This window comes from Bacillus sp. ISL-39, assembly GCF_018613295.1.
Classification (GTDB): domain Bacteria; phylum Bacillota; class Bacilli; order Bacillales; family Cytobacillaceae; genus Mesobacillus.
In genome coordinates this window covers 250,530-270,341 of the sequence record NZ_JAGGQM010000002.1, presented here as the reverse complement: position 1 = coordinate 270,341, position 19,812 = coordinate 250,530, and the positions used below count along the sequence as shown (strand labels likewise).

The 19,812-nt window shown below is 40.9% G+C and carries 34 protein-coding genes; 30 read left to right on the top strand and 4 right to left on the bottom strand.

What is annotated here, in order from left to right:
• Window positions 1-268: 268 nt before the first annotated feature.
• From J7E37_RS03115 to J7E37_RS03045, 15 genes are all read left to right on the top strand, one after another.
• Window positions 269-628 carry a response regulator gene (locus tag J7E37_RS03115; protein WP_214776811.1) on the top strand — a complete coding sequence of 120 codons (360 nt, stop codon included), beginning with the start codon at window positions 269-271 and terminating at the stop codon, window positions 626-628.
• An 82-nt stretch (window positions 629-710) separates the two neighbouring features.
• On the top strand, window positions 711-1,193 hold the full coding sequence (locus J7E37_RS03110; RefSeq protein WP_215022430.1) for a CcdC family protein: 483 nt from the start codon (window positions 711-713) through the stop codon (window positions 1,191-1,193).
• A 200-nt stretch (window positions 1,194-1,393) separates the two neighbouring features.
• On the top strand, window positions 1,394-1,948 hold the full coding sequence (locus tag J7E37_RS03105; protein ID WP_215022428.1) for an HAD-IIIA family hydrolase: 555 nt from the start codon (window positions 1,394-1,396) through the stop codon (window positions 1,946-1,948).
• Window positions 1,945-2,085, top strand: a complete 141-nt coding sequence (locus J7E37_RS03100) for a hypothetical protein (RefSeq protein ID WP_215022426.1) — start codon at window positions 1,945-1,947, stop codon at window positions 2,083-2,085. Before J7E37_RS03105 ends, J7E37_RS03100 begins: the two co-directional genes overlap by 4 nt.
• A complete protein-coding gene (locus J7E37_RS03095; RefSeq protein ID WP_214776802.1) occupies window positions 2,082-2,246 on the top strand; it encodes a hypothetical protein in 165 nt (54 codons plus the stop codon). Before J7E37_RS03100 ends, J7E37_RS03095 begins: the two co-directional genes overlap by 4 nt.
• A gap of 135 nt (window positions 2,247-2,381) precedes the next feature.
• Window positions 2,382-3,011: a class I SAM-dependent methyltransferase gene (locus J7E37_RS03090; RefSeq protein WP_215022424.1), complete on the top strand. Its 630-nt coding sequence runs from the start codon at window positions 2,382-2,384 to the stop codon at window positions 3,009-3,011.
• Between the two features lie 66 nt (window positions 3,012-3,077).
• The gene (locus J7E37_RS03085) at window positions 3,078-3,614 is read left to right on the top strand and encodes a hypothetical protein (protein ID WP_215022422.1); all 537 of its coding nucleotides are present in this window, start codon (window positions 3,078-3,080) and stop codon (window positions 3,612-3,614) included.
• Window positions 3,615-3,860: 246 nt separating this feature from the next.
• On the top strand, window positions 3,861-4,337 hold the full coding sequence (locus J7E37_RS03080; RefSeq protein WP_215022420.1) for an NUDIX hydrolase: 477 nt from the start codon (window positions 3,861-3,863) through the stop codon (window positions 4,335-4,337).
• Between the two features lie 34 nt (window positions 4,338-4,371).
• Window positions 4,372-4,923 (top strand): nucleotidyltransferase domain-containing protein, encoded by a 552-nt coding sequence (locus tag J7E37_RS03075; protein WP_251009424.1) that lies wholly within the window; start codon window positions 4,372-4,374, stop codon window positions 4,921-4,923.
• Window positions 4,924-4,934: 11 nt separating this feature from the next.
• Window positions 4,935-5,303 carry a cupin domain-containing protein gene (locus J7E37_RS03070; RefSeq protein WP_215022416.1) on the top strand — a complete coding sequence of 123 codons (369 nt, stop codon included), beginning with the start codon at window positions 4,935-4,937 and terminating at the stop codon, window positions 5,301-5,303.
• Between the two features lie 18 nt (window positions 5,304-5,321).
• The gene (locus J7E37_RS03065) at window positions 5,322-5,858 is read left to right on the top strand and encodes a GrpB family protein (protein WP_215022414.1); all 537 of its coding nucleotides are present in this window, start codon (window positions 5,322-5,324) and stop codon (window positions 5,856-5,858) included.
• A 54-nt stretch (window positions 5,859-5,912) separates the two neighbouring features.
• A complete protein-coding gene (locus tag J7E37_RS03060) occupies window positions 5,913-6,452 on the top strand; it encodes an O-methyltransferase (protein WP_215022413.1) in 540 nt (179 codons plus the stop codon).
• Window positions 6,453-6,458: 6 nt separating this feature from the next.
• The gene (locus J7E37_RS03055) at window positions 6,459-6,890 is read left to right on the top strand and encodes an NUDIX hydrolase (RefSeq protein WP_215022412.1); all 432 of its coding nucleotides are present in this window, start codon (window positions 6,459-6,461) and stop codon (window positions 6,888-6,890) included.
• Between the two features lie 10 nt (window positions 6,891-6,900).
• Window positions 6,901-7,458 carry a GNAT family N-acetyltransferase gene (locus tag J7E37_RS03050; RefSeq protein ID WP_215022411.1) on the top strand — a complete coding sequence of 186 codons (558 nt, stop codon included), beginning with the start codon at window positions 6,901-6,903 and terminating at the stop codon, window positions 7,456-7,458.
• Between the two features lie 13 nt (window positions 7,459-7,471).
• On the top strand, window positions 7,472-8,296 hold the full coding sequence (locus J7E37_RS03045) for a DUF2268 domain-containing putative Zn-dependent protease (protein ID WP_215022410.1): 825 nt from the start codon (window positions 7,472-7,474) through the stop codon (window positions 8,294-8,296).
• Between the two features lie 47 nt (window positions 8,297-8,343).
• Here the strand turns inward: J7E37_RS03045 and J7E37_RS03040 are convergent, their stop codons facing one another.
• Together J7E37_RS03040 and J7E37_RS03035 are read right to left on the bottom strand one after the other, a co-directional pair.
• Window positions 8,344-8,928, bottom strand: a complete 585-nt coding sequence (locus J7E37_RS03040; RefSeq protein WP_215022409.1) for a histidine phosphatase family protein — start codon at window positions 8,926-8,928, stop codon at window positions 8,344-8,346.
• A 12-nt stretch (window positions 8,929-8,940) separates the two neighbouring features.
• The gene (locus J7E37_RS03035) at window positions 8,941-9,330 is read right to left on the bottom strand and encodes an NUDIX domain-containing protein (RefSeq protein WP_215022407.1); all 390 of its coding nucleotides are present in this window, start codon (window positions 9,328-9,330) and stop codon (window positions 8,941-8,943) included.
• A gap of 489 nt (window positions 9,331-9,819) precedes the next feature.
• Between J7E37_RS03035 and J7E37_RS03030 the strand changes: the two genes are divergently transcribed.
• The 4 genes from J7E37_RS03030 to J7E37_RS03015 all read left to right on the top strand — a co-directional run bounded on the left by J7E37_RS03030 (window position 9,820) and on the right by J7E37_RS03015 (window position 12,406).
• A complete protein-coding gene (locus J7E37_RS03030; protein ID WP_215022405.1) occupies window positions 9,820-10,992 on the top strand; it encodes an FAD-dependent monooxygenase in 1,173 nt (390 codons plus the stop codon).
• A 163-nt stretch (window positions 10,993-11,155) separates the two neighbouring features.
• Window positions 11,156-11,710, top strand: coding sequence for an NUDIX hydrolase (locus tag J7E37_RS03025; protein WP_251009423.1), 555 nt, complete (start codon window positions 11,156-11,158; stop codon window positions 11,708-11,710).
• Between the two features lie 35 nt (window positions 11,711-11,745).
• On the top strand, window positions 11,746-12,141 hold the full coding sequence (locus tag J7E37_RS03020) for a VOC family protein (protein ID WP_214776775.1): 396 nt from the start codon (window positions 11,746-11,748) through the stop codon (window positions 12,139-12,141).
• Window positions 12,134-12,406 (top strand): DUF3977 family protein, encoded by a 273-nt coding sequence (locus J7E37_RS03015; protein ID WP_215022402.1) that lies wholly within the window; start codon window positions 12,134-12,136, stop codon window positions 12,404-12,406. Before J7E37_RS03020 ends, J7E37_RS03015 begins: the two co-directional genes overlap by 8 nt.
• A 50-nt stretch (window positions 12,407-12,456) precedes the next feature.
• On the opposite strand, the gene J7E37_RS03010 is transcribed toward J7E37_RS03015, so the two are convergent.
• On the bottom strand, window positions 12,457-12,930 hold the full coding sequence (locus tag J7E37_RS03010) for a hypothetical protein (protein ID WP_215022400.1): 474 nt from the start codon (window positions 12,928-12,930) through the stop codon (window positions 12,457-12,459).
• A gap of 113 nt (window positions 12,931-13,043) precedes the next feature.
• On the opposite strand from J7E37_RS03010, the gene J7E37_RS03005 reads away from it, so the two are divergent.
• From J7E37_RS03005 to J7E37_RS02985, 5 genes are all read left to right on the top strand, one after another.
• Window positions 13,044-13,496, top strand: a complete 453-nt coding sequence (locus J7E37_RS03005; protein WP_353049984.1) for a GNAT family N-acetyltransferase — start codon at window positions 13,044-13,046, stop codon at window positions 13,494-13,496.
• Complete coding sequence (locus tag J7E37_RS03000) at window positions 13,493-13,966, top strand: 8-oxo-dGTP diphosphatase (protein WP_215022398.1); 474 nt, start codon at window positions 13,493-13,495, stop codon at window positions 13,964-13,966. Before J7E37_RS03005 ends, J7E37_RS03000 begins: the two co-directional genes overlap by 4 nt.
• A gap of 32 nt (window positions 13,967-13,998) precedes the next feature.
• Complete coding sequence (locus J7E37_RS02995) at window positions 13,999-14,490, top strand: GNAT family N-acetyltransferase (protein ID WP_251009422.1); 492 nt, start codon at window positions 13,999-14,001, stop codon at window positions 14,488-14,490.
• A 51-nt stretch (window positions 14,491-14,541) separates the two neighbouring features.
• Window positions 14,542-15,006, top strand: coding sequence for a GyrI-like domain-containing protein (locus J7E37_RS02990; RefSeq protein WP_215022396.1), 465 nt, complete (start codon window positions 14,542-14,544; stop codon window positions 15,004-15,006).
• A gap of 78 nt (window positions 15,007-15,084) precedes the next feature.
• Window positions 15,085-15,450, top strand: coding sequence for a DUF2500 domain-containing protein (locus J7E37_RS02985; RefSeq protein ID WP_215022394.1), 366 nt, complete (start codon window positions 15,085-15,087; stop codon window positions 15,448-15,450).
• A 51-nt stretch (window positions 15,451-15,501) separates the two neighbouring features.
• Here J7E37_RS02985 and J7E37_RS02980 read toward each other — a convergent pair whose 3' ends face one another.
• On the bottom strand, window positions 15,502-16,002 hold the full coding sequence (locus tag J7E37_RS02980; RefSeq protein WP_215022392.1) for a CBO0543 family protein: 501 nt from the start codon (window positions 16,000-16,002) through the stop codon (window positions 15,502-15,504).
• Window positions 16,003-16,122: 120 nt separating this feature from the next.
• On the opposite strand from J7E37_RS02980, the gene J7E37_RS02975 reads away from it, so the two are divergent.
• The 6 genes from J7E37_RS02975 to J7E37_RS02950 all read left to right on the top strand — a co-directional run bounded on the left by J7E37_RS02975 (window position 16,123) and on the right by J7E37_RS02950 (window position 19,812).
• A complete protein-coding gene (locus J7E37_RS02975) occupies window positions 16,123-16,449 on the top strand; it encodes a hypothetical protein (RefSeq protein WP_214776767.1) in 327 nt (108 codons plus the stop codon).
• A 134-nt stretch (window positions 16,450-16,583) separates the two neighbouring features.
• Window positions 16,584-17,003, top strand: a complete 420-nt coding sequence (locus J7E37_RS02970; protein ID WP_215022390.1) for a VOC family protein — start codon at window positions 16,584-16,586, stop codon at window positions 17,001-17,003.
• Window positions 17,000-17,560 (top strand): DEAD/DEAH box helicase family protein, encoded by a 561-nt coding sequence (locus J7E37_RS02965; protein WP_215022388.1) that lies wholly within the window; start codon window positions 17,000-17,002, stop codon window positions 17,558-17,560. The genes J7E37_RS02970 and J7E37_RS02965 overlap by 4 nt, the downstream gene beginning before the upstream one ends.
• Before the next feature lie 56 nt (window positions 17,561-17,616).
• The gene (locus J7E37_RS02960; protein ID WP_214776764.1) at window positions 17,617-18,384 is read left to right on the top strand and encodes a phosphotransferase family protein; all 768 of its coding nucleotides are present in this window, start codon (window positions 17,617-17,619) and stop codon (window positions 18,382-18,384) included.
• 11 nt (window positions 18,385-18,395) lie between these two features.
• Window positions 18,396-18,830 carry a GyrI-like domain-containing protein gene (locus tag J7E37_RS02955; protein ID WP_214776762.1) on the top strand — a complete coding sequence of 145 codons (435 nt, stop codon included), beginning with the start codon at window positions 18,396-18,398 and terminating at the stop codon, window positions 18,828-18,830.
• A 241-nt stretch (window positions 18,831-19,071) separates the two neighbouring features.
• Window positions 19,072-19,812: a class I SAM-dependent DNA methyltransferase gene (locus J7E37_RS02950; RefSeq protein ID WP_214776760.1), complete on the top strand. Its 741-nt coding sequence runs from the start codon at window positions 19,072-19,074 to the stop codon at window positions 19,810-19,812.

The following is a 19,812-nucleotide window of genomic DNA, read 5'->3' as shown; positions in this document are numbered from 1 at the left end:
TCTGTGCTTAATGGCATGAGAACCTTTTAATTACAATGTTTATGAGAAATAGGTAAATATAGAGAAACCCAATTAAAGCCGTTATAACTTCAGGATAATCAGGAGCATATGCCCATATTTATGATTATTTTCATAAGGAAAATTCACCATGCGAGAATTTTGTCGGTGTCTTTACATTGAAAATAATGGTTAAATATAGTTATATAGTAACTAAGGAGAATTTTAACAAATTAATATAATTGTTGTGATTGTCGGGGAGGATACAGCAATGGCCAGAATTTTGATAGTTGACGACGCAAAATTTATGAGAATCACCTTAACCAATATTCTGAAGAAAGCGAATCACGAAATAGTAGGGGAAGCTGAAAATGGACGTGAAGCAGTCATGCTGTATCGTGAGCTAAAGCCCGACCTTGTGACAATGGATATTACAATGCCTGAAATGAGCGGACTGGATGCCGTAAAAGAAATAAAACGGGAATTCAAGGATGCAAAAATCATCATGTGCTCTGCCATGGGTCAGCAGAAAATGGTGGTGGATGCAATCGAGGCAGGGGCAAAAGATTTTATCGTAAAGCCTTTCGATGATTCACAGGTGGTCGATTCTGTATTAAGAGTATTAAGATAAGAAACAGCCATTTAAGTCTATCTTAAATGGCTTATTTTCATTATAATTATGGGGAAATCTATTATAAGGGATGAAATAAAGAATGAATTATGTTCTGGCGTCAACAGTTGGAGCAATTGGCATGGCCATCTTCGTGACTTTCATGAGGATGAAGGCTGCCAAAAAACCAGCATCTGCCAAGAAAATTATCTTACCGCCAATCTTCATGAGCACCGGTGCGCTCATGTTCATCTTCCCAATGTTCCGGGTTCATTTTTTACAGATTATTGAGGCACTTACAGTGGGAATGTTATTCTCGATCCTTCTTATCAAGACCTCTAAATTTGAAGTAAGAGGCCGGGAAATCTTTTTAAAAAGATCCAAGGCATTTGCCTTCATTTTAATCGGTCTGTTGATCGTACGTGTAATTGCTAAGCTTATGCTAAGCAGCTCATTCGATGTAGGCGAACTGGGCGGCATGTTCTGGATCCTTGCCTTTGGAATGATTGTTCCGTGGAGAGTCGCGATGTATTTGCAGTTTAAAAAGCTTCACACTGAATTGAATAGTGGTAAGAATATGAATTAATCAGAAATCCCCTGCCAATAGGCGTGGGATTTTTTTAGTGCTTTCATCCTGCTTCGGAATATATGGATATAAATGTATTTTGTGGAATGGTATGATGGAAATGATTGAATTATTAAAAAGTATGCAGGTGCCAGGTGAAAATAATATGTACCGGCAAAACCTAAAATTTACTTGGAGTTTGTTTTGTAGGGGGAGATATTATGTTGCATATCCAGGCTGTTTTTATCGATCGGGATGGGACTCTCGGCGGAAGTGACAAAGTGATTTATCCGGGGGATTTCAAGTTATTCCCGGGTGTCAAGGAATCAATTAAGCTATTAAAAGACAACAATATTTTAGTTTATTCTTTTACGAACCAGCCAGGGATTGCGAACGGTGAAGCTGATGTCGATCAGTTTGAAGAAGAGTTGAACACTTTTGGATTTGACAAGGCTTATATTTGTCCTCATCGCCATGAGGAAGGCTGTGCTTGCAGGAAACCTTCTCCCGGAATGCTAAAAAAAGCTGCGTCAGAAAATAATCTGCAATTACATCGATGTGCAGTGATTGGGGATAGATGGACAGACATGGTGGCTGCTGATGAAGCTGGTTGTTTCAAGATATTGGTCAAAACGGGAAGCGGCCAGGAAGCCTATGATAAATACATAAACAAACAGTATTTTGGCCGATGGGGACAAATTCAGCCGGATTTTATTGCGAGGGATTTGAATGAGGCAATAGACTGGCTTATGGGGAAGGAAGGAGTAAAGAAGTGACGGTCATTATAGCCATTCTTTTATTTGCATTTATGGTCGATTTCACAAAGCTCAGGAAGCAAAATGAGAAAATGATTGAGCAGAACGATCAAATCATTTCTCTGCTGGAGGAGATGGAGAAAAGAGGAAAAGAATGAGTCAGCGGAATATAAGATTGATACAGGAATATGGCAAGGAAGTAGTGGTGGAATTAATCGAAGATTCGAAGGAGACCGAAGGGTTTTATAGAGCTGTGGAAAGAATCACGGAAAAGCCGGTCGCGGAATTCGAACAAGATGAACTTGGTTTTTATCGTTAAATGAATTTTATGAAGGGTGGCGATTGAGATGAAACAGGCAAGAAGGATTATGGGCATCAGAAAAATAATGGAGAACATCGCAGTCTAAAATTGCGAGGGAGTGCTCGATGTTCTCAAATAATTGGAGGAGCATTCATGTTAAATAAACTAGGTTTTGATTTGTGGGCAGACGGCTATGACAAAACAGTACAGGTTAGTGAAGAAAATGGAGTATACCCATTTGCGGGGTATCGAACAATTTTGAATACAATTTTTAATGAAGTGATGGAAAAAGAAAATGCGAGAGTTCTGGATATCGGCTTTGGTACAGGTGTTTTAACATCAAAACTGTATGAAAGTGGATATCATATTGATGGAATCGATTTTTCGGAGAGAATGATTGCCCTGGCACAGCCTAAAATGCCGAAGGCCAATCTCATTGAATGGAATATTGCCAACGGCTTGCCCGCAGAATTAAAAAGAAAAAAATACGAGTATATCGTAAGCACCTACGCTTTGCACCATTTAACTGACGCAGAGAAGGTTTCTTTTATAAAGGAATTATTGCCATTGCTAACGGATGGCGGCAAAATCCTGATTGGGGACATTGCCTTTGAAACGAGGCGGCAGCTCGAAGATTGTAAAAAAGACAGCAAAGGATTTTGGGATGATGATGAATTCTACTTTGTTTTCAATGAAATCGGTTCTGATTTAGAGGATAGCTGCAAACTGGAATTCCTGCCAATTTCCCACTGTGGCGGAGTGATAGAAGTTACGAAGAAATGATTAGGTTAGCACTGCTTTGGTTAGGCAGTGCTAATTCTATTTTTAAAAAATGGAGGCAGATGAAGGGTGAAACCAAAACTAGTATCCTTTTCCATAGCAGTCATTCTTTTAGCTGCGGCTTTGACAACATTCCCAACAGCCAGCCACGCTTGCAAATGTGTGGAAGAGAAAAGCGTTGAAAAAGAATTGGAAAGCTCCAAAGCGGTATTTCGCGGGAAAATCCTTGATATAAAAAACAAGAATAATAATAGAAAGATATTATTTGAGGTGGAAGAAACATGGAAAGGTATATCACAAACAGAAATCATATTGAAGGATGAATGGGGCAGCTGTTCTATTGATTTTTTTGACGGAGAATCTTACTTGGTATATGCCTATGACTTCCAGGGTGAATTGACAACCAATATTTGTGACCGAACCAAAGAATTAAGCAGCGCCGGGGAGGATTTAGCGACACTAGGAAAAGGGTCGAGGCCAACCGAAGAAGTGAATCTGCAAAATAAGTTGCAAAGCCCAGTCGTCCGCTACATTTATATCTGGATTCCGTTGGTTGGCCTAATGATAGTGTCCTTCATATTGCTTAGAAAGCGTTCCGGAAATTAATTGAAAGGATGATGGACAGCAAGAGCGGAATCGAGAGAAAAAGTGTCCGTCATCTTTGTTTTAAAATAAGAAAATACATAAAAATTGTTCAGAAGCGGTTCTTAAAGAAACGCTTTTTATTTTTAGGAAAAAGAAGGAAAATTTCTCCCTTTGTCGAATTCTGTTTAACTAGAAATTTTTTACTTATCACGGAGGGAATATGGAGTACATATGGCAAATACTCTTTCAAAATGAGGAGGACGAACAATGGATGCGACGTTTTACATGGAAAAGGCTGTTTTTAATTATCGGGTAGCGGCGATTATGATCGTGGACAACCACGTGCTGATCCATAGGCAGGCAAAGGACGAGCACTGGGCATTGCCAGGAGGAAGGGTCGAGCTCCAGGAGGATTCACAGACAAGTGTGGTGAGAGAAGTAAAAGAAGAGTTAGGGATAGATGTAAAGGTGGAAAAACTTCTCTGGTTCACTGAGAACTTTTTTGACTATAACAATAAAAATTATCATGAAATCGGGCTGTATTATCAAGTTTCCCCTTTGAATGGCAGCTTCAACTTCCACAAGGGAGAGTTCTTTGGAGAAGAGGGTGAGCGGCTGGTCTATCAGTGGGTGCCAATTAGCAGGCTTGAAAAATTCAAACTATACCCAGAGTTCATCAGGACATCTTTGAGTGAATTGCCTGAGGCGCCACAGCATCTGATCGTTCATAAGTATAGTATTTGAGGACAAGGGAATGTCATTTGAAGCATGTTTCATAATGCATTCACTGATGTCAGACTTCAAGAGGCCATGGTATATAGCTGGCGGGTGGGCAGTTGACCTTTATCTTGGCTATGTTTCCAGAGAACATAAAGATATTGAAATTGTGGTATTTAGAGAAGACCAAACCTTCCTGAAGGATTATTTGGGAAAATGGGATATCGACAAAGTCGAAGACCGTGAACTAAAATCCTGGGGAAGGGAATTCTTACATTTGCCAGTCCATGAATTGCATGCCAGCAATAAAAAATCCGGTGACAAGTTTGAAATTCTTTTAAATGAAACGGAAGGGTTAGAATGGGTGTATCGCAGGGATTTGAGAGTGAAGATGCCGCTTACGGAGGCAGGGAGTTTTACGCCAAGCGGTCTACCTTATTTAAGTCCATTAATAGTCCTTCTTTATAAATCAAAGCACATACGTCCAAAGGATCAGCAGGACTTCTTAATTATTTATGACAAGCTTTCCAGCAAACAGAAGAATTGGCTATCTAATGCCTTGGTTTTACAAGACCCAGAACACCTGTGGCTGGAAAAATTGAGGGAACAATAGGGGGTAGAAAAGTGGAATTCTACAGCTTCAATAAAGCCAACGGAATAAAAATAACCAAATTCGATTCGAACTTTGTGATGTCCCGGATTGTAAGAACGACTAATGCTGCTCATATTGGTTATATGTATCTGGAGCCAAAAGGAATCATTGGGTACCACCAGGCGACAATGCCACAGCTTCTATTGGTGATCAGCGGCGAAGGACTTGTAAGAGGAGAATCCGAAGAATACTATAAAATTGAGCCTGGTACTGCGGTATTTTGGAAAAAAGGTGAATGGCATGAAACGAAGACGGAAGCTGGATTAAATGCAATCGTTATTGAAAGTGAAGAGTTGAATCCATCAGCTTATATGCCTTTCACCCATCGTGCTGATGAATAATACTGTGGAGTTGATTCGATGAAATTAGGTTTGAAAAGGGACGAAGTTAAGCTGGATACATATACGCCTGAGTGGAGCAACGAATTTGACAGGGTGAAAAATGCAATCATCAAAAATACTAAAATAGCAGAACAACAAATTGAGCACATAGGGAGCACCTCGATCCTAGGGATGGATGCTAAACCGATTATTGATATCCTGGTCGGAGTTGATGATATAACAAATTTAGATGAGGGAATAATTAGTGGTTTCAAAAACATAGGATTTTTAAGGCTAAAGGTCCAACGTTCAAGTGAAATTGTTTTTTCCAGGTTTACAGATGAAACATTTTTGGTGAAAACACATTTTATCCATTTAGTAGAGTATCGAAAGGAATTGTGGAAAAACCTTATATTTTTTAGAGATCACTTGAATTCATATGAGGATGCCAAGTTGGAATATTTAAAGGTCAAGAAAGCTTACCTCGAAAAGTCGTCTACTGGTATTAATGAATACACCGCCCATAAAGAGGATTTTGTTAAAAAAATCTTCAGCCTAAGGACTAAAGGAGTTTAGCTGCTAATGCTTACATATAGGTACAATACATTTATTCCAGAGCTGGTCTCAATCATGAAAAAATTAGCTGAGAATCAATCGTTCGATGGTTCATGTACGGATGAGGCTGGAAGATTGCTGGCGGTACTTTCCGGACAAGTGAAACAGGGTAAGATTCTTGAAATTGGCACAGGCTTTGGCGTGGGAAGTGCGTGGATGCTGTCTGCTATTCAACCTCATGTACAATTTGTTTCAGTAGATTTAGAGGAACATAAGGTTAAGTTAGTTCGAAATAATCTTAACCACACGCAAGCAACGTTCATATGTGGAGACTGGAAAGAAATCATTAAGTCCGGACCTTTCCAGTTCGTTTTTGCAGATGCTTCTGCCGCTAAAAGTATTGAAGGAGAATTATTGATTGATATTCTGGAGGCGGGCGGATTGTTATTTATGGACGATTTCACTCCAGAAGAACATTGGCCTGAACAGTGGCGAGGGAAGAGAGACCCGGTAAGGGAGTTCTGGTTGAATCATGAAAACCTATCAGCAACCGAAATTTATCTAACGCCCACATCCTCTGCCATTTTAGCTGTAAAAAATAACATGAATAGGTGATTGATAGTGAAAAAAGGAGTCATCAGGCCGCTGGCTATTTGTCTATTTAAAAAAGGCGAGTCGATTCTGGCAGCAGAAGGTTATGATTCGGTGAAGAAGGATTACTACTACCGGCCGATTGGCGGTGGAATTGAATACGGTGAAAAAAGCTTGGACGCACTTAAAAGAGAAGTGCATGAAGAAATTTCCGCTGAGATTAAGAATATGAACTACCTAGGAACAATTGAAAATATTTTTACGTTTAATGGTGAATTGGGCCATGAAATTGTGGTTGTTTTTGAGGCGGAGTTTGTGGATGAAGCCTTCTATGATTTGGAAACTTTTACAGGGAAGGAAGATGACGGATCTGTTTTTTCATTAAAGTGGATTCCTGTAAGTGAATTTGGATCTGGCAAATTGAGATTGGTTCCTGATGGATTGCTGGATTTAATCAGCTAGGAGTGGAAGGGTGGTAAAGGTGGATTTGTATACTGAAACCGAAAGACTGGTTTTACGCCCTTTTAAACGAGATGATTATCATAATTGGTATCGGCAGTTTGACAACCGGTTGCCATCTCAATACGGGTATGACGATGGACGCCCATCCAATCTGGATGCATACACGGAAGAGTGGTTTACCCAATGGGTAAGTAATTTTGAGCGGTCAGCAAAGGAAGATAAAATGTATAATCTTGGAGTTTTTAGAAAAGAAGATGGTGTGAATGTTGGAAAAGTAGAACTAATGACCCTTATGAGAATGGATTATCAATGGGCAATGATGGGTTACTCGATCCATAATCAATGCTGGAAAAAAGGCTATGGAATTGAAAGTGTCGTTGCTGCGACGGAACTATTTTTCAATAGACTCGATTTTCATAGAATTGAACTGCATATTAATGAAGACAACCTTCCGTCGATCAACTTGGCCAAAAGAGCAGGTTTCATTTTTGAATGTATTAGGAAGGATTTTTCTCTTGAAGATGGCCGCTGGACTGATTTTTGTATTTATTATCAAAACCTAAGCTAGGAAGGTGACACAAATGAACAAGGTGATTCAGCTGACCCCTATGGACCTTTACCTGCATAGAGGTAACTTAGATTCTTTTCTGTTTAAAAATCTAAGTCCATTAGTAAATGAAAATACATGGATGAAAGAGTGGAAACAAATTGCCGAAAGATTTCAGCTGTTTAAATTCAAAGAACTCACAGAAGTGGAAGCTGGAGCTTATTCCTGGGATGCCGAAAGGGTAAATGAAATCATTGATGATACAATTAACAACGCTCGTAATCATCTTTCCTTTGATGAGGTAACAGTGACTGTTTTTCCAGCGTTACCATTCCCATGGCACAAGAACCTTCCTCAATCAATGTGGACAAATGGATTTACCAACGGTCCAAACAACATCCAGATTGCGATCCCGCCTGAACCAGACGAAGACTTTCTCAGTTATATGATTGCCCACGAACTCCATCATGCCACACCATGTAATCCTATCTATGACCTTACTCTGAATTCTTTTTCCCTGGCCGAATGGTTTAAGATGGAAGGGGGCGCTGAATTTTTCAGCTTAAGCCTTTACCCCGATAAGCGGTGGTGGAAGGATGAGTTTACCTCAGAAGTGGAGTTGGACTATTGGAGGGAAGCGAAAAGCGTATATGATTCTACCGATGGTAAGACCAAAAACCTTTTTGCTTTTGGCAATCCGAAGCAGGGAATCCCATATATGGCAGGCTATGCATTCGCATATCATCTTTTCCTGGCTTTCTCTGAGGTTTATCCTGATAAAACGTTTGAAGATTTACTACTCATAAAACCTGAATCGTTCCTTGAAAACTATCAGAAAATTGGATTGGGGAAAATGTAGTTAATGTGAGGGCAGCCAGACTTTGTCGGTAGCTGCCCTCATTATTCTCAAGTGCGAAGGAGTTCTTCCTTCCAAAGCCGTTCACAAGCGACTAATTCAAAGTCATCATTAATTAAGAGTTTATAAATATCTGGTTTGGTGGTTTGTTTCCAGAACTCGAAGTCATATTTTTTGTCAAAATAGTTCATCGTGCAGGCCATAATATTACCGTGAATTCCTATTGCGATTTTCTGGCCTTTATACTTCTTCACGGCATCCCTTAACCCATCAATTCCTCGTTGCTGCACTTCAAGATTGGTTTCTCCTCCAGGAAATTTGTATGCAGGGTTTGAGAAGACTTTTTGCATGGCTTCCTCTGGATTTTCAAAATGATGATTTCTGGCAGCCAGGTCCCGTTCTCTGAACCTGGGATCTAATTCAATTTCCTGATCCAGCAGTTTTGCCAGTCCTTCGACCGTTTGTCTTGCTCTGACATAAGAACTTGAAATGATTTGATTGATATTTTCCTGTGAAAGAATTTGAGTGATTCTCTCTGCATCTCGCCAGCCTTTTTCGGAAAGTTCCCGTGTCTCCTCATTCTCCAGGGAGAAGACCGAATGTGCATGTCTTACGAAATATACTTCTGTAATCATCTTTTAACCCTCTCAGATTTTTAACTTCATAGCTTCTAATACCTTAGCAACGTGAAGATCATCCTTCACCGATTCAAGCGAATGCCATTTCACTTCTTTTAATGTTTGTTTGTCGCCAAGTTCAGGGTCGTGGCCGAGCGTGGCTTCTTTGCCGTTTAATGGGCGAACTAAAAAACACCTTTCCTCCCCACCGCTGTATCGACCAGTAAAAAGATAGTCGACTACTTCCACATCCAAATTCACTTCTTCCTTCACTTCCCGAATGACTGCGTCTTCATAGGTTTCTCCTGCTTCAAGACCTCCGCCAGGAAGTGTCCAGAAAGAACCGTCCGGATAGACATGTTTTGTCATAAGTATATAATTATTTTTAATGATGGCAGCAAATGCTCTCGGTCTAGTCAAAAAATTACCCACCTTACTAGTAATATTATAGAAATTTTACTATATTTTAACATATTAGAAGAATCTATTGGACAATTAGAATTTGGATATCGATAAAAATGTCCGATAGAAAGACTCTATCGGCCAAACGGAAGGCGGTAGCCGAGAAAAGTGTCCGATAGAAGGTCTCTATCGGCCAAACGGACTGCGGAAACCGAGAAAAGTGTCCGATAGAAGGGCTCTATTGGCCAAACAGACTGCGGAAACCGAGAAAAGTGTCCGATAGAAGGGCTCTATTGGCCAAACAGAAGGTGGAAACCGAGAAAAGTGTCCGATAGAAGGGCTCTATCGGCCAAACGGAAGGGAGAAACCGAGAAAAGTGTCCGATAGAAAGACTCTATCGGCTAAACGGAGGGTGGAATCCGAGAAAAATGTCCGATAGAAGGACTCTATCGGCTAAACGGAAGGTGGAAACCTCAAAGAAATCTCACAGAAGGGGGCAGGTTGCAAATGGTCAATTCAATAAACCATCCAGATACAACGATTATCGGTGCTGGTATCGGCGGACTATCCGCGGCTATAGCCTTGCAGCAGCTTGGCCAAAATGTGAAAGTTTTTGAGAGAGCTTCGGAACTAAAGGAGATGGGTGCGGGTATTGTGTTGTCTGCCAACGCAATCAAGGCATTGGAAAAACTCGGGATAGCGGAACAGGTGCGCCAGGCTGGCTCGCCAGTAAAAAAAGCAGAAATTATGACGCCTGATGGACAACTTATTGTCAATATGCCGGTTCACATGCAGGCAGAAAGATATGGGACGTACAGCTATTTACTATACCGTCCTGAATTACAAAGAATTTTATATGAAAAGTTAGAGCCTAATACACTAGTGCTTGGAAAAAAGTTTTTACGACTGGAACAGGACCTTGAAAAAATCACAAGCTTTTTTGAGGATGGCGAAACACTAAATTCAGGCCTTCTCATTGGAGCGGATGGAGTACATTCCCGAGTAAGGCAGTATATTATGGAGGAATCGAAGCTGCGCTATTCAGGCTTCACTGCTGTCAAAGGAATTTCAAATTATGAAGATGCCCGTTTTCCGGCCGAACTGGGCGGAGGCTTCGAGGCCTGGGGAAAAGGGAAGAGATTTGGTTTTTCACATTTAGGAAAAGGTCGTGTGTTTTGGTTCGCTGCAATCAACACGCCTAAAGGGACACTCGTGAAGGAGGAAAATAAAAGACATCTCGCTTTGCAGCAATTCAAAGGTTGGTGGGGCCCAATTACAGATGTCATTGATTCTACAAAAGAGGAGAACATCCTTGTCCATGAAATTTTTGATCGCAAGCCACTCAAAAAATGGCATAAAGGAAGAGTGACTCTGTTGGGAGATGCAGCTCATCCCATGCTGCCGAACCTGGGGCAAGGCGGAGCCCAGGCGATGGAGGATGCTATAATTCTCGCACGCTATCTCAAGCAATATCCTCAAGAAGTTGAGGAAGCATACAGTCGATATGAGCAAGAGAGAATACCGCGCGTCACCAAAATTATTCAGGGCTCAAGAATGATGGCAATAATGATGCAACTTGAAAACCCTGCGGCGATTGTAGTCAGAAATCAAATTTTACGGCATGTGCCAGATCAACTTAAAATGAACAGACTGGATTGGATACTTGGATACAAAGCTTAAAAAGAGCTGCTTTCGAGCAGCTTATTTTTATATATTAACCATCTTCAAGAGAACAATATTTTCTAAAAGAAGGAAAATACAGTGTAAATGTAGAAAACTTTTATGAAAAGTGGAGGGATATCCAATGCAGACGAAACATGTCCGCACATCCGGGGCTTATATCATGTATAAAGGATTATTTCCTTTTCAGGTGGGACCAACACGAAAAGGGGACAAGCTTGGCGTGGTCAGGCTTGGTGGTCATCGGGAAAAAGGAGAAAGTGCCCAGGAGACAGCAATACGCGAAGTTTTCGAAGAATCTTCCATGAAAATCAAGCTTGTCAATTCCCCGGTCACTTTTTTCAAAAAAGAATGGAATGACACAGCTATTAAAATACAATCATCTGAAAATATAGCGCCAATACTGGTAAAAGGGGCAGGTCCAACTGCTTCAACAGCAATGTATCTGGCCTATTCAAATACGGCTCCTGTACCGTCTTCCGAAACAAGTGGTCTTCTGCTGTTATCACGAGAGGACATCTCACTTATATGTAAGCAGAAAATCACGTTGGAAAAGTTTATTGAACAGGGAGGCAAGGTTATGTTAAGTCAAAAGATTAACTTAGGACTGAGCCTCGAACCTTTTCCCCAGCTGCTTTTTTTAGCTGAATTATTTGAGAAAGAAGCTAGCTTAATCGAACAAGTTATTTCAGTACTGGAGTCTGGCGTGGATAGATGATATTACACTAGAAGGTTAAGAAGGGGGCTGATGGAGTGTTTGTTGAAATGACATACCAGGTACGAGTTTCTGATTTTGATAAAGGCCTAAAATGGTATAAATCTCTATTGAAAAAAGAACCTGATTTTACACCGCATAATGGCTTTGCCGAGTGGGAATTGATACCCGGTTGCTGGCTGCAGGTAGCAGAGGGAACGCCAGCAGAAGGAAGCGGCCCGCTGCGTTTAGGTGTTAAATCAATTGAAGTCGAAAGGTCCAGGTTGATCAATGAAATAAATATCGAGTCATTTGAAATTTTTTCGAGAGAAGAAGTCCCAGTAAAATGGGCAACATTTTCCGATCCCTGGGGAAATCGCATAGGATATTTTGAGTACATAGAAGAAAAGGAAATGAATGAGAGAATAAATGTCGTCTTAGGAAAAAATGGCTGAATTGTTTCCAACAAAATATATTGAAATCGGTATCGGAAATACCTGGCTTGTCAGAACAGAATTTGAAATGGAGAACGGGGATGAATATCAGGAAAAGGGGATTAAGGGGCCTGTATATTTTCACTCAGCTTATATAAGAATCTGGTTCCGGAAGTCAGTGATCATTCTCGATTCCAAGGAAGGTATAAAAACCATGATGAAGAACGATAAGAAAATTAAATTTATTTTTGGAATCGTAAGCAAGCAGTGTGGTTTGTCCAAATAAAGAAGCACAAATCTTCAGATTTTGGACATCTGAAGATTAGTACCGTAAATTCATCTGTAAAATCCCCTGGAATTTCTCCTTCCGGTGTAATAAAGGAGATCGGATGTTAAAAAAACACCTACAGGCGGAATAGCTTCTGTGTTGATTGGCGGACCGGTCAACGCTATATCAGTGGTAGCAATCCAGCTGCCCGATTCACCGGCTTGCAGGGATGGAGGTTTCATTAGAAACTTGCCGCTTAACACCAAATGGCGGACATTGATACCTGGATCATCATATATCGTCAATTGGCCAGCAAACGAAGCATAAGGTGAATCGAATTGGATTGTTTTTGCATTTTCATCCCAAGTTCCCTGGATCGGGATAGGACTCCCCCGAAAATTAGCGGTTCCAGTCAAGGTATTCCCTGAGAGGGAATTGATTGTGATTGTCCCTCTGACAATCGGTTTCCCGGCAATCTCCGCGTCAATCCCCCAGAGTGAAGGAACCGGCAAACTTTGCGCCGCATTCTGTCTAATGTACAACTTGATCTCTCCTTATTTTATAGATAAAGGGTTTCAGCCTATTAAAGAGTATATGCAGCAATCATTTAAATGGGGAATGGGCAAGCATGGCTAGGAGGATGAGCACTTGAAAAATAGATTTTGAAGTATACTGCTGCATTCCTGAGAACGGAGTTTTAGAAGGTATTTTAGATGTCCACAGAGTTATATTCGGTACATCTGATGGAGTTATAGAAAAAATACAGAATAAGCCTCATCTTCTGTTCAGTGTAGCTTTTGAAGGCTCCAAAGTGATTGGTTACAAAATAGGGTATGAACTCACGAATGAAAAGTTTTACAGCTGGCTTGGCGGAGTAGACCCGGATTATCGCCATTTAGGTGTGGCTTCTAAGTTAATGAACATTCAACATCGCTATTTGGAAAACGAAGGCTACAAAACAGTTCAAACAAAGACATTGAATAAATGGCGCGGTATGTTAATTTTAAACATCAAAAGCGGTTTTGACATTAGAGAGACATATATCGACCGGCACGGGAATCTGAAGATTGTATTGGAAAAGGAATTAACTAAAGAGGAGAAGAGATGAACGATCACATTAACTATAAGCTATGGACTGTGTGTATGATTCAAAATGGAGACAAAGTTTTACTGATCGACCGACAGCATGATCATTTTAAAGGCTTTATTCCTCCGGGTGGCAAAGTCGATTTTCCCGAAAGTATCATGGAAAGTGCTGTTAGGGAGGTAAAAGAGGAAACAGGTCTGGAAGTTTGGAATTTAAAGTATAAGGGTCTATATGAATATGTAAATCCTGTAGCAATGGACCGTTATATGATTTTTAACTATATAACCAGTGATTTTAAGGGTGAGCTGCTGGAGAACGGGCCGGAAGGAAGAGCGGTTTGGGTCAACATGGAAGAGGCCTATCACCTCCCTATGCAGGAATCCATCAGAAGAAGGTTTCCATTTTTTTTTCGGGAGGGAACGTTCGAGATCCAGGTTACATGGAATCACGAAGAGAACAAAGAGGGCAAGGTTGCGATAAAAAACACTTAAATTACTGGTGATTCATTTTAGGAGAGATCATGATGTCAATTGTTGAAAAAGAAATCGTATCTTTGGTCTTTTACCAGCCAGAATATAAAGCGCTGCTGTCGAATTACAATTTGTCTGAGGAGCAGCAAAGGTATACAGCACTTCCGGTCGATGCATTGGAAAAATGCGATTCTGAGCCAGACAGGCACCCAATGATCATATTGTATGGGCGTCAGCCTGCAGGATTCTTTGTCCTCCATGGATGGGAAGGTGTTAAAGCTTATAGCGAAAATAAAGAAGCAATTTTATTACGTGCTTACTCAATAAATGCAGAGTATCAGGGGAAAGGTATTGCATCACAGTCTATTACGCTATTGGGCCCCTTTGTTAAGAAGCATTTTCCAAATGTAAATGAAATCATATTGGCTGTAAATCATGCAAATGTAGTTGCACAGAATGTTTATAAGAAAGGCGGCTTCGTGGACAAGGGCATTACTGCAATGGGAAGAGAGGGAGAAATGTTTATATATCATCTTGATGTTTAAATGGATTTGACAGGCAGCTCGCGTATAGTGTTAAAAAAGGGGGAGTCAAATATGCCAGAAGTAAAACAGTTACCAGGATTGAAGTTGGTGGGGTTCCGGGTGTTGTGTCCAGGTGACCAATATGTCATCGAGATTCCGAAAGCTTCAAAGTGGTTGAGTGAGCGTACGGGTGAAATTGCCAATGTAGTAAATCCGGGTTTTCAGTATGGAGCTTTTGTGGTCGAACATAGTTCAAATGAGCAAGACGGATATTGGGTATGTGTTGAGGTTTCAGAATATGAAGGGATTCCCGAAGACATGGTTGGCCTAACCATACCTGGTCAAATGTACGCCGTTTTAAGACACAGAGGTGCTAACGGTGAAATCAGGCAGGCGTATACCGAGCTGCATCAATGGATTGAAGCTAATGGCTACCTGAGATTAACGGAAAAATGGCATTTGGAAGCCTTTCATAAATGGTCCGATCCTGCCAATATAGATGTGGAACTCATGGACACAGTTGCCTTTGAAGTGTAAAAAATGGAAGTATTTGAAACCTGATATCGTCCTCAATCGTAGATAATTAATATAGATGAATACAGGGGGAAGATTATCATGATGGTAGAAGCACAAGGGGATTGGATGTTTACTTTTGTCCCGATTTTTATGGGAACAATCTTTATTTTAGTAATGGGAATCATAATTTTTACAATCATTAAAAGCATAGGGAGCTGGAGTAAAAACAATCAGGCACCACGTGTGAATTCTAACGCTCAAGTAGTGACGAAAAGAACGAGCGTGCGCGGCGGGGGAGAAACGAATGCCCGCAGCCTATATTATGTGACGTTTGAATTCGATAGTGGAGACCGGCTGGAGCTGCAGGTTGACGGTCAGGAGTATGGCCATTTGGTTGAAGGGGATTATGGAGAACTGACTTTCCAGGGAACGCGTTATCTAGGTTTTACAAGACATCGATCATGATTTATTCGTTTAAAAGACCAAATCAATTTTAGATTTGGTCTTTTTTGTGTACTAATCCACGGAAAGGTCATCCCTGTTGATCATACGGATGGTTGAAATGATGCCTCGGCACACTAACATTTTAATGGCTAAGCTGATAAAGGAGTGCTGCCAGCTCCATCCCCTTTTCCAAGTAATTAAATTTGTTTTCCTGGCCGCGAATGTTTCGACTAATACTTGCGGGAGGAGAAAGGGAAATAGTTTTAGGATAATCCCCAGCGGCTTGCTATTGAGTGTCCATTGATTGTAATAAAGAAGCATTAAAGGGTAATGGACATAGTCAAAAGGTAAATGGATCTTGAAGCTTTTTTTGAAAGGCCGGATATTGTATTTCAGATAACCTCTTGAAACAAGGTATCGATCTGCCATCGAGTTGCCTAAAATACTGACAAGATAAACGATAACCCAATCCTTGAATGAACGTTTTACAATCGCAAAGGGTAAAAGGAAAATGCCTATGATTGTTAAAGTATAAAGAAATCCTACGGATATATTCTTTTGGTTTTTTCGCACGAGTACCACCTCATCATTAAAATGTAACATAGAGGATAATTTATGCATGGCAATCTTTTTCTATAAAAACTGCGCTGGAGGGAATAATGCATTTAAAAGAGTAAAAAGCAGGTGAGACCTTTGCCAAGAAAAGCCGCAGATCACTCAGAGGAAAAGGAAAATGAACAGCAAGAAAAAGTGACGCACCAGGCCGGACCAAAAGATGAAGTGGAACGATTAAACCATATGTTGGCAGCTGTGCTTAACTATATATCCGATGATGAAGTCGAGGTCATTGATATTGAATATTTGCTCAACAACACAGAAGGACTCCGGGAGTGGTGGGACCAATACCGTGAAAGAAACAGAAAAGAGATTGAAGACGAAATCTCAAAGGCGCTTGGCGGACTATCCATCGAGGAGTTAGAAGATCTCAGGGAGAAAATAAAGGGGAAAGATAAAGAGTGAAGAAGGACCGACAAGAAGGACCGACAAGAAGCACTCCCAAATTAGGGAGTGCTTTATATATTCTAAAGGAAAATATAGACAAATAAGAAGGTGAATACCAGAATGTAGAGAATCTATATACTGAGGTGAGGCGAATGAGAAACCAATTAATCAGGGTAGGAACAATTTATATACCGGTAGCGGATCCAAAGGAATCGTCGAATTGGTATCGAGATATGCTTAAGGCTAAGCTGAATTATCTGGATGAAGACAAGGCGATTATGGACCTGGCTGATATCAGTCTGTTTTTGGTGAAGTCTCAGGGGCAGAGTTTAAACTTTACGGACATTAATGGGGAGGAAAGGTTCATTCTAACCTATGAAGTGTATGGTCTCGAGTCTCTGGCAAATTTACATAATGAGTTTATGGAACGTGGAATCAAAGTCGGTGAGATTGAAAACAGAGGCCATGCAGGCAGGAATTTTGTTTTTAGTGACCCCGACGGAAATAAGTTCGACGTGTGGAGTGAGTTAAGCCCACATTATAAAGAGAAGCTTGTGAAGGAGGAAACATGAAATTTGTTTTAATTTTTGGGCCCCAGGCTGTCGGTAAAATGACGGTAGGGCATGAACTTGAAAAGATAACTGATTTAAAGCTTTTTCATAATCATATGACGATTGATCTGGTTAATCCTTTTTTTGACTACGGGACAAAGGAAGGGAAGCGATTAGTCGGACTCTTTCGCCAGGAAGTTTTTAAGTCAATGGCAAAAAGCGACCAATATGGCTTGGTCTTTACATATGTCTGGGCATTTGATATGCAGGAAGACTGGGGTTATGTAAATCAAGTATGCAAGATATTCGAGTCAGAGGGCGGAACGGTGTATTTTGTGGAATTGGAAGCGAATGTGGATGAAAGACTCGAACGTAATAATAGCCCTCATCGGCTCCAGCATAAGCCATCAAAACGAAATCTGCAATGGTCGGAGCAGGACCTGGTAAAGTCGATGGACCAATACCGCCTGAATTCATATGCAGGTGAGATAGATAGAGAGAATTATATTCGAATAAATAACACGCATTTAAACGCAGCTGAAGCGGCACAGCAGATAAAGGAGTATTTTAGTTTGTAAGTTTGCAAGGAAGGGGTTATTTTGTTGCCGGATGGCAAAGGTTTGGGGGAACAAACATGGAAATGAGGAATAGTCAGGCATTCTTTAAGGATGTTCTAGGTGAGATAAAAAAGATTGTTAAGCTTCCTGATCAAGGTTGCACTTCTGAAGTTAGCCGGATTTTCACCGGAGACGGGACTTACCTCCTGAAAAGTGCCTTTAAGGAAAAATATCGAGAGTGGCTAAAGTCCGAGGCGGAGGTTCTTGAGAGTTTGTCATTACAGAGATCAATACCGGTACCAAGATTATATGGATTCATGGAAGATGAGCATGCAAGCCATTTGCTGATGTCGTTTGAGAAAGGAATCTCTCTGACTGCTGCATTAAAAAATGCCGGATCAAGCTGTGAACAGCAGAGACTAATCCGCAGTTTTGGCCAGTTTATGATGCAGCTTCATGAACAAGAGCCTGTATTCATGACAGATTCTGACTGGCTGGAAACCCAGCTGAATAGAGCTCGTAAATACGCTGAATCAGGTCAAGCAGATGGCAGCCTGGAATTGCTGGAACAGTTGATCGCCAATAAACCCAATTATGTAAAACAAACTATGGTCCACGGAGATTGCACATCAGATAATGTGCTGGTGATTGAAGGGGAAGTCAGGGTGTTCATTGACGTAGCTGGTATGACCCTTGGCGATCCACGTTATGATGAGGCTTTGGCTACTCGAAAGATAAGAAACAATCCTGAATTGTTGGCTGCGTTTTATGAAGGATATACTCGTTACAGAGTTACGGATGAAGAATTCCAATATTTTGAAGAAGGTTTATATGAATTTTTTTAGGAGACTATATTATGTGCCAGGTTGTGAAAAAAGAATTTAAAATCATTGCTGAGAAACACACAGGGCTTTACAAAGATTATGCTGAGTTAATCCCGAAGGCAGCACATCAATTTTTACAGAGAGCGTCAAATTTAGCGGGAACCGAGGTTGCGGTGTACGAGCCTAAAGCGAGTGAGAGCCATACTGAGGGAACTTTCTATGTAGGGGTATTGGCAAGTGAGGCGGATACCTTACCCGAAGGAGCGGAATTTCTTGATATACAGCATACATATGGAATGATTAGAGGAAAAGGGACAGAGATGGGCAGTTTATATTCAACGCTGGATCAATGGATTGATGAACAGGGCTACTCGCGGGATACTTTGGAAAATTTCATCTTAGAAACCTACCATCCAGCGGAAAATGACGTGGAGGAAGTAGAAATATATATTCCTATTAAAGCTTAAGATATATGGTAATATATTAAGGATTTGTCTTTCTTTAGGGCTCTTTTCGAAACTTTATTGCTTGCATAAGCAAAAGTAAAAACCGGCACTTGGGTTTTTTACAAGTTTTAATGCAATCCCAGTTTAAACGTTTTCTCTCGAAAAGAGCCAATACCTTTCCAAACGTGGAAGCAAAGAGTAGTTCGGAAGCTGTAAAAATGAAATGTGAAAATAGCATTTATTAGGATGCGGAGGGGATAGGATGGAGTTCAGAGGTGCCTCTGTTTATGACGAAGGGGAATTTTACGAGAGTTATATGAAGCGGAGAAACAGGCCGGAAAGTCCAAACAATATCATTGAAAAGCCTATTTTGCTAGAGATGATAGGAAATGCAACTGGAAAGAGAATTCTGGATTTAGGATGCGGTGATGCGGAAATTGGGGTTGAGCTATTACAACGAGGCGGAGCTTCTTATCTAGGAGTGGAAGGCTCGCAGAATATGGTGCTGGCTGCAGCTGAAAGTCTGGAAGGAACTATTGGCCGGGTAATACACTCTTCAATGGAAGAATGGCAACCGCAGCCAGAGGAATCTGATCTTGTCGTTTCACGTTTTGCTCTCCATTATTTAGCTGATTTATCGAGCATCTTTAAAAAGGTTCATGATTCACTAGTGCCTGGCGGGAAGTTCATCTTCAGCGTTCAGCATCCGGTTCTTACCTCCTCGACGAAAAGTGCAGAAGGCTCGGGCAGAAGAATTGATTGGGTAGTGGATGACTATTTTAAGCAGGGCGAACGGGTCGAACCGTGGATTGGGAAAAAGGTAATAAAATACCATCGGACAGTCGAGGAGTACTTCCAGCTTTTATTGGCTGCCGGTTTCATGGTTAAGGATTTGAGAGAAGGAATCCCGAGGCGGGAGAACTTTTCCAGCCTGGAAGAGTACGAACGCAGGATGAGAATTCCGCTGGTATTGATGATTTCCAGTACGAAGCGAGGGGAATGA

Coding starts and splice junctions, on each gene's coding strand:
- J7E37_RS03115 (WP_214776811.1), top strand. CDS start 269: ATGGCCAGAATTTTGATAGTTGACGACGCAAAATTTATGAGAATCACC.
- J7E37_RS03110 (WP_215022430.1), top strand. CDS start 711: ATGAATTATGTTCTGGCGTCAACAGTTGGAGCAATTGGCATGGCCATC.
- J7E37_RS03105 (WP_215022428.1), top strand. CDS start 1,394: ATGTTGCATATCCAGGCTGTTTTTATCGATCGGGATGGGACTCTCGGC.
- J7E37_RS03095 (WP_214776802.1), top strand. CDS start 2,082: ATGAGTCAGCGGAATATAAGATTGATACAGGAATATGGCAAGGAAGTA.
- J7E37_RS03090 (WP_215022424.1), top strand. CDS start 2,382: ATGTTAAATAAACTAGGTTTTGATTTGTGGGCAGACGGCTATGACAAA.
- J7E37_RS03080 (WP_215022420.1), top strand. CDS start 3,861: ATGGATGCGACGTTTTACATGGAAAAGGCTGTTTTTAATTATCGGGTA.
- J7E37_RS03075 (WP_251009424.1), top strand. CDS start 4,372: ATGCATTCACTGATGTCAGACTTCAAGAGGCCATGGTATATAGCTGGC.
- J7E37_RS03065 (WP_215022414.1), top strand. CDS start 5,322: ATGAAATTAGGTTTGAAAAGGGACGAAGTTAAGCTGGATACATATACG.
- J7E37_RS03060 (WP_215022413.1), top strand. CDS start 5,913: ATGAAAAAATTAGCTGAGAATCAATCGTTCGATGGTTCATGTACGGAT.
- J7E37_RS03045 (WP_215022410.1), top strand. CDS start 7,472: ATGAACAAGGTGATTCAGCTGACCCCTATGGACCTTTACCTGCATAGA.
- J7E37_RS03040 (WP_215022409.1), bottom strand. CDS start 8,928: ATGATTACAGAAGTATATTTCGTAAGACATGCACATTCGGTCTTCTCC.
- J7E37_RS03030 (WP_215022405.1), top strand. CDS start 9,820: ATGGTCAATTCAATAAACCATCCAGATACAACGATTATCGGTGCTGGT.
- J7E37_RS03025 (WP_251009423.1), top strand. CDS start 11,156: ATGTATAAAGGATTATTTCCTTTTCAGGTGGGACCAACACGAAAAGGG.
- J7E37_RS03015 (WP_215022402.1), top strand. CDS start 12,134: ATGGCTGAATTGTTTCCAACAAAATATATTGAAATCGGTATCGGAAAT.
- J7E37_RS03000 (WP_215022398.1), top strand. CDS start 13,493: ATGAACGATCACATTAACTATAAGCTATGGACTGTGTGTATGATTCAA.
- J7E37_RS02995 (WP_251009422.1), top strand. CDS start 13,999: ATGTCAATTGTTGAAAAAGAAATCGTATCTTTGGTCTTTTACCAGCCA.
- J7E37_RS02990 (WP_215022396.1), top strand. CDS start 14,542: ATGCCAGAAGTAAAACAGTTACCAGGATTGAAGTTGGTGGGGTTCCGG.
- J7E37_RS02985 (WP_215022394.1), top strand. CDS start 15,085: ATGATGGTAGAAGCACAAGGGGATTGGATGTTTACTTTTGTCCCGATT.
- J7E37_RS02970 (WP_215022390.1), top strand. CDS start 16,584: ATGAGAAACCAATTAATCAGGGTAGGAACAATTTATATACCGGTAGCG.
- J7E37_RS02965 (WP_215022388.1), top strand. CDS start 17,000: ATGAAATTTGTTTTAATTTTTGGGCCCCAGGCTGTCGGTAAAATGACG.
- J7E37_RS02960 (WP_214776764.1), top strand. CDS start 17,617: ATGGAAATGAGGAATAGTCAGGCATTCTTTAAGGATGTTCTAGGTGAG.
- J7E37_RS02955 (WP_214776762.1), top strand. CDS start 18,396: ATGTGCCAGGTTGTGAAAAAAGAATTTAAAATCATTGCTGAGAAACAC.
- J7E37_RS02950 (WP_214776760.1), top strand. CDS start 19,072: ATGGAGTTCAGAGGTGCCTCTGTTTATGACGAAGGGGAATTTTACGAG.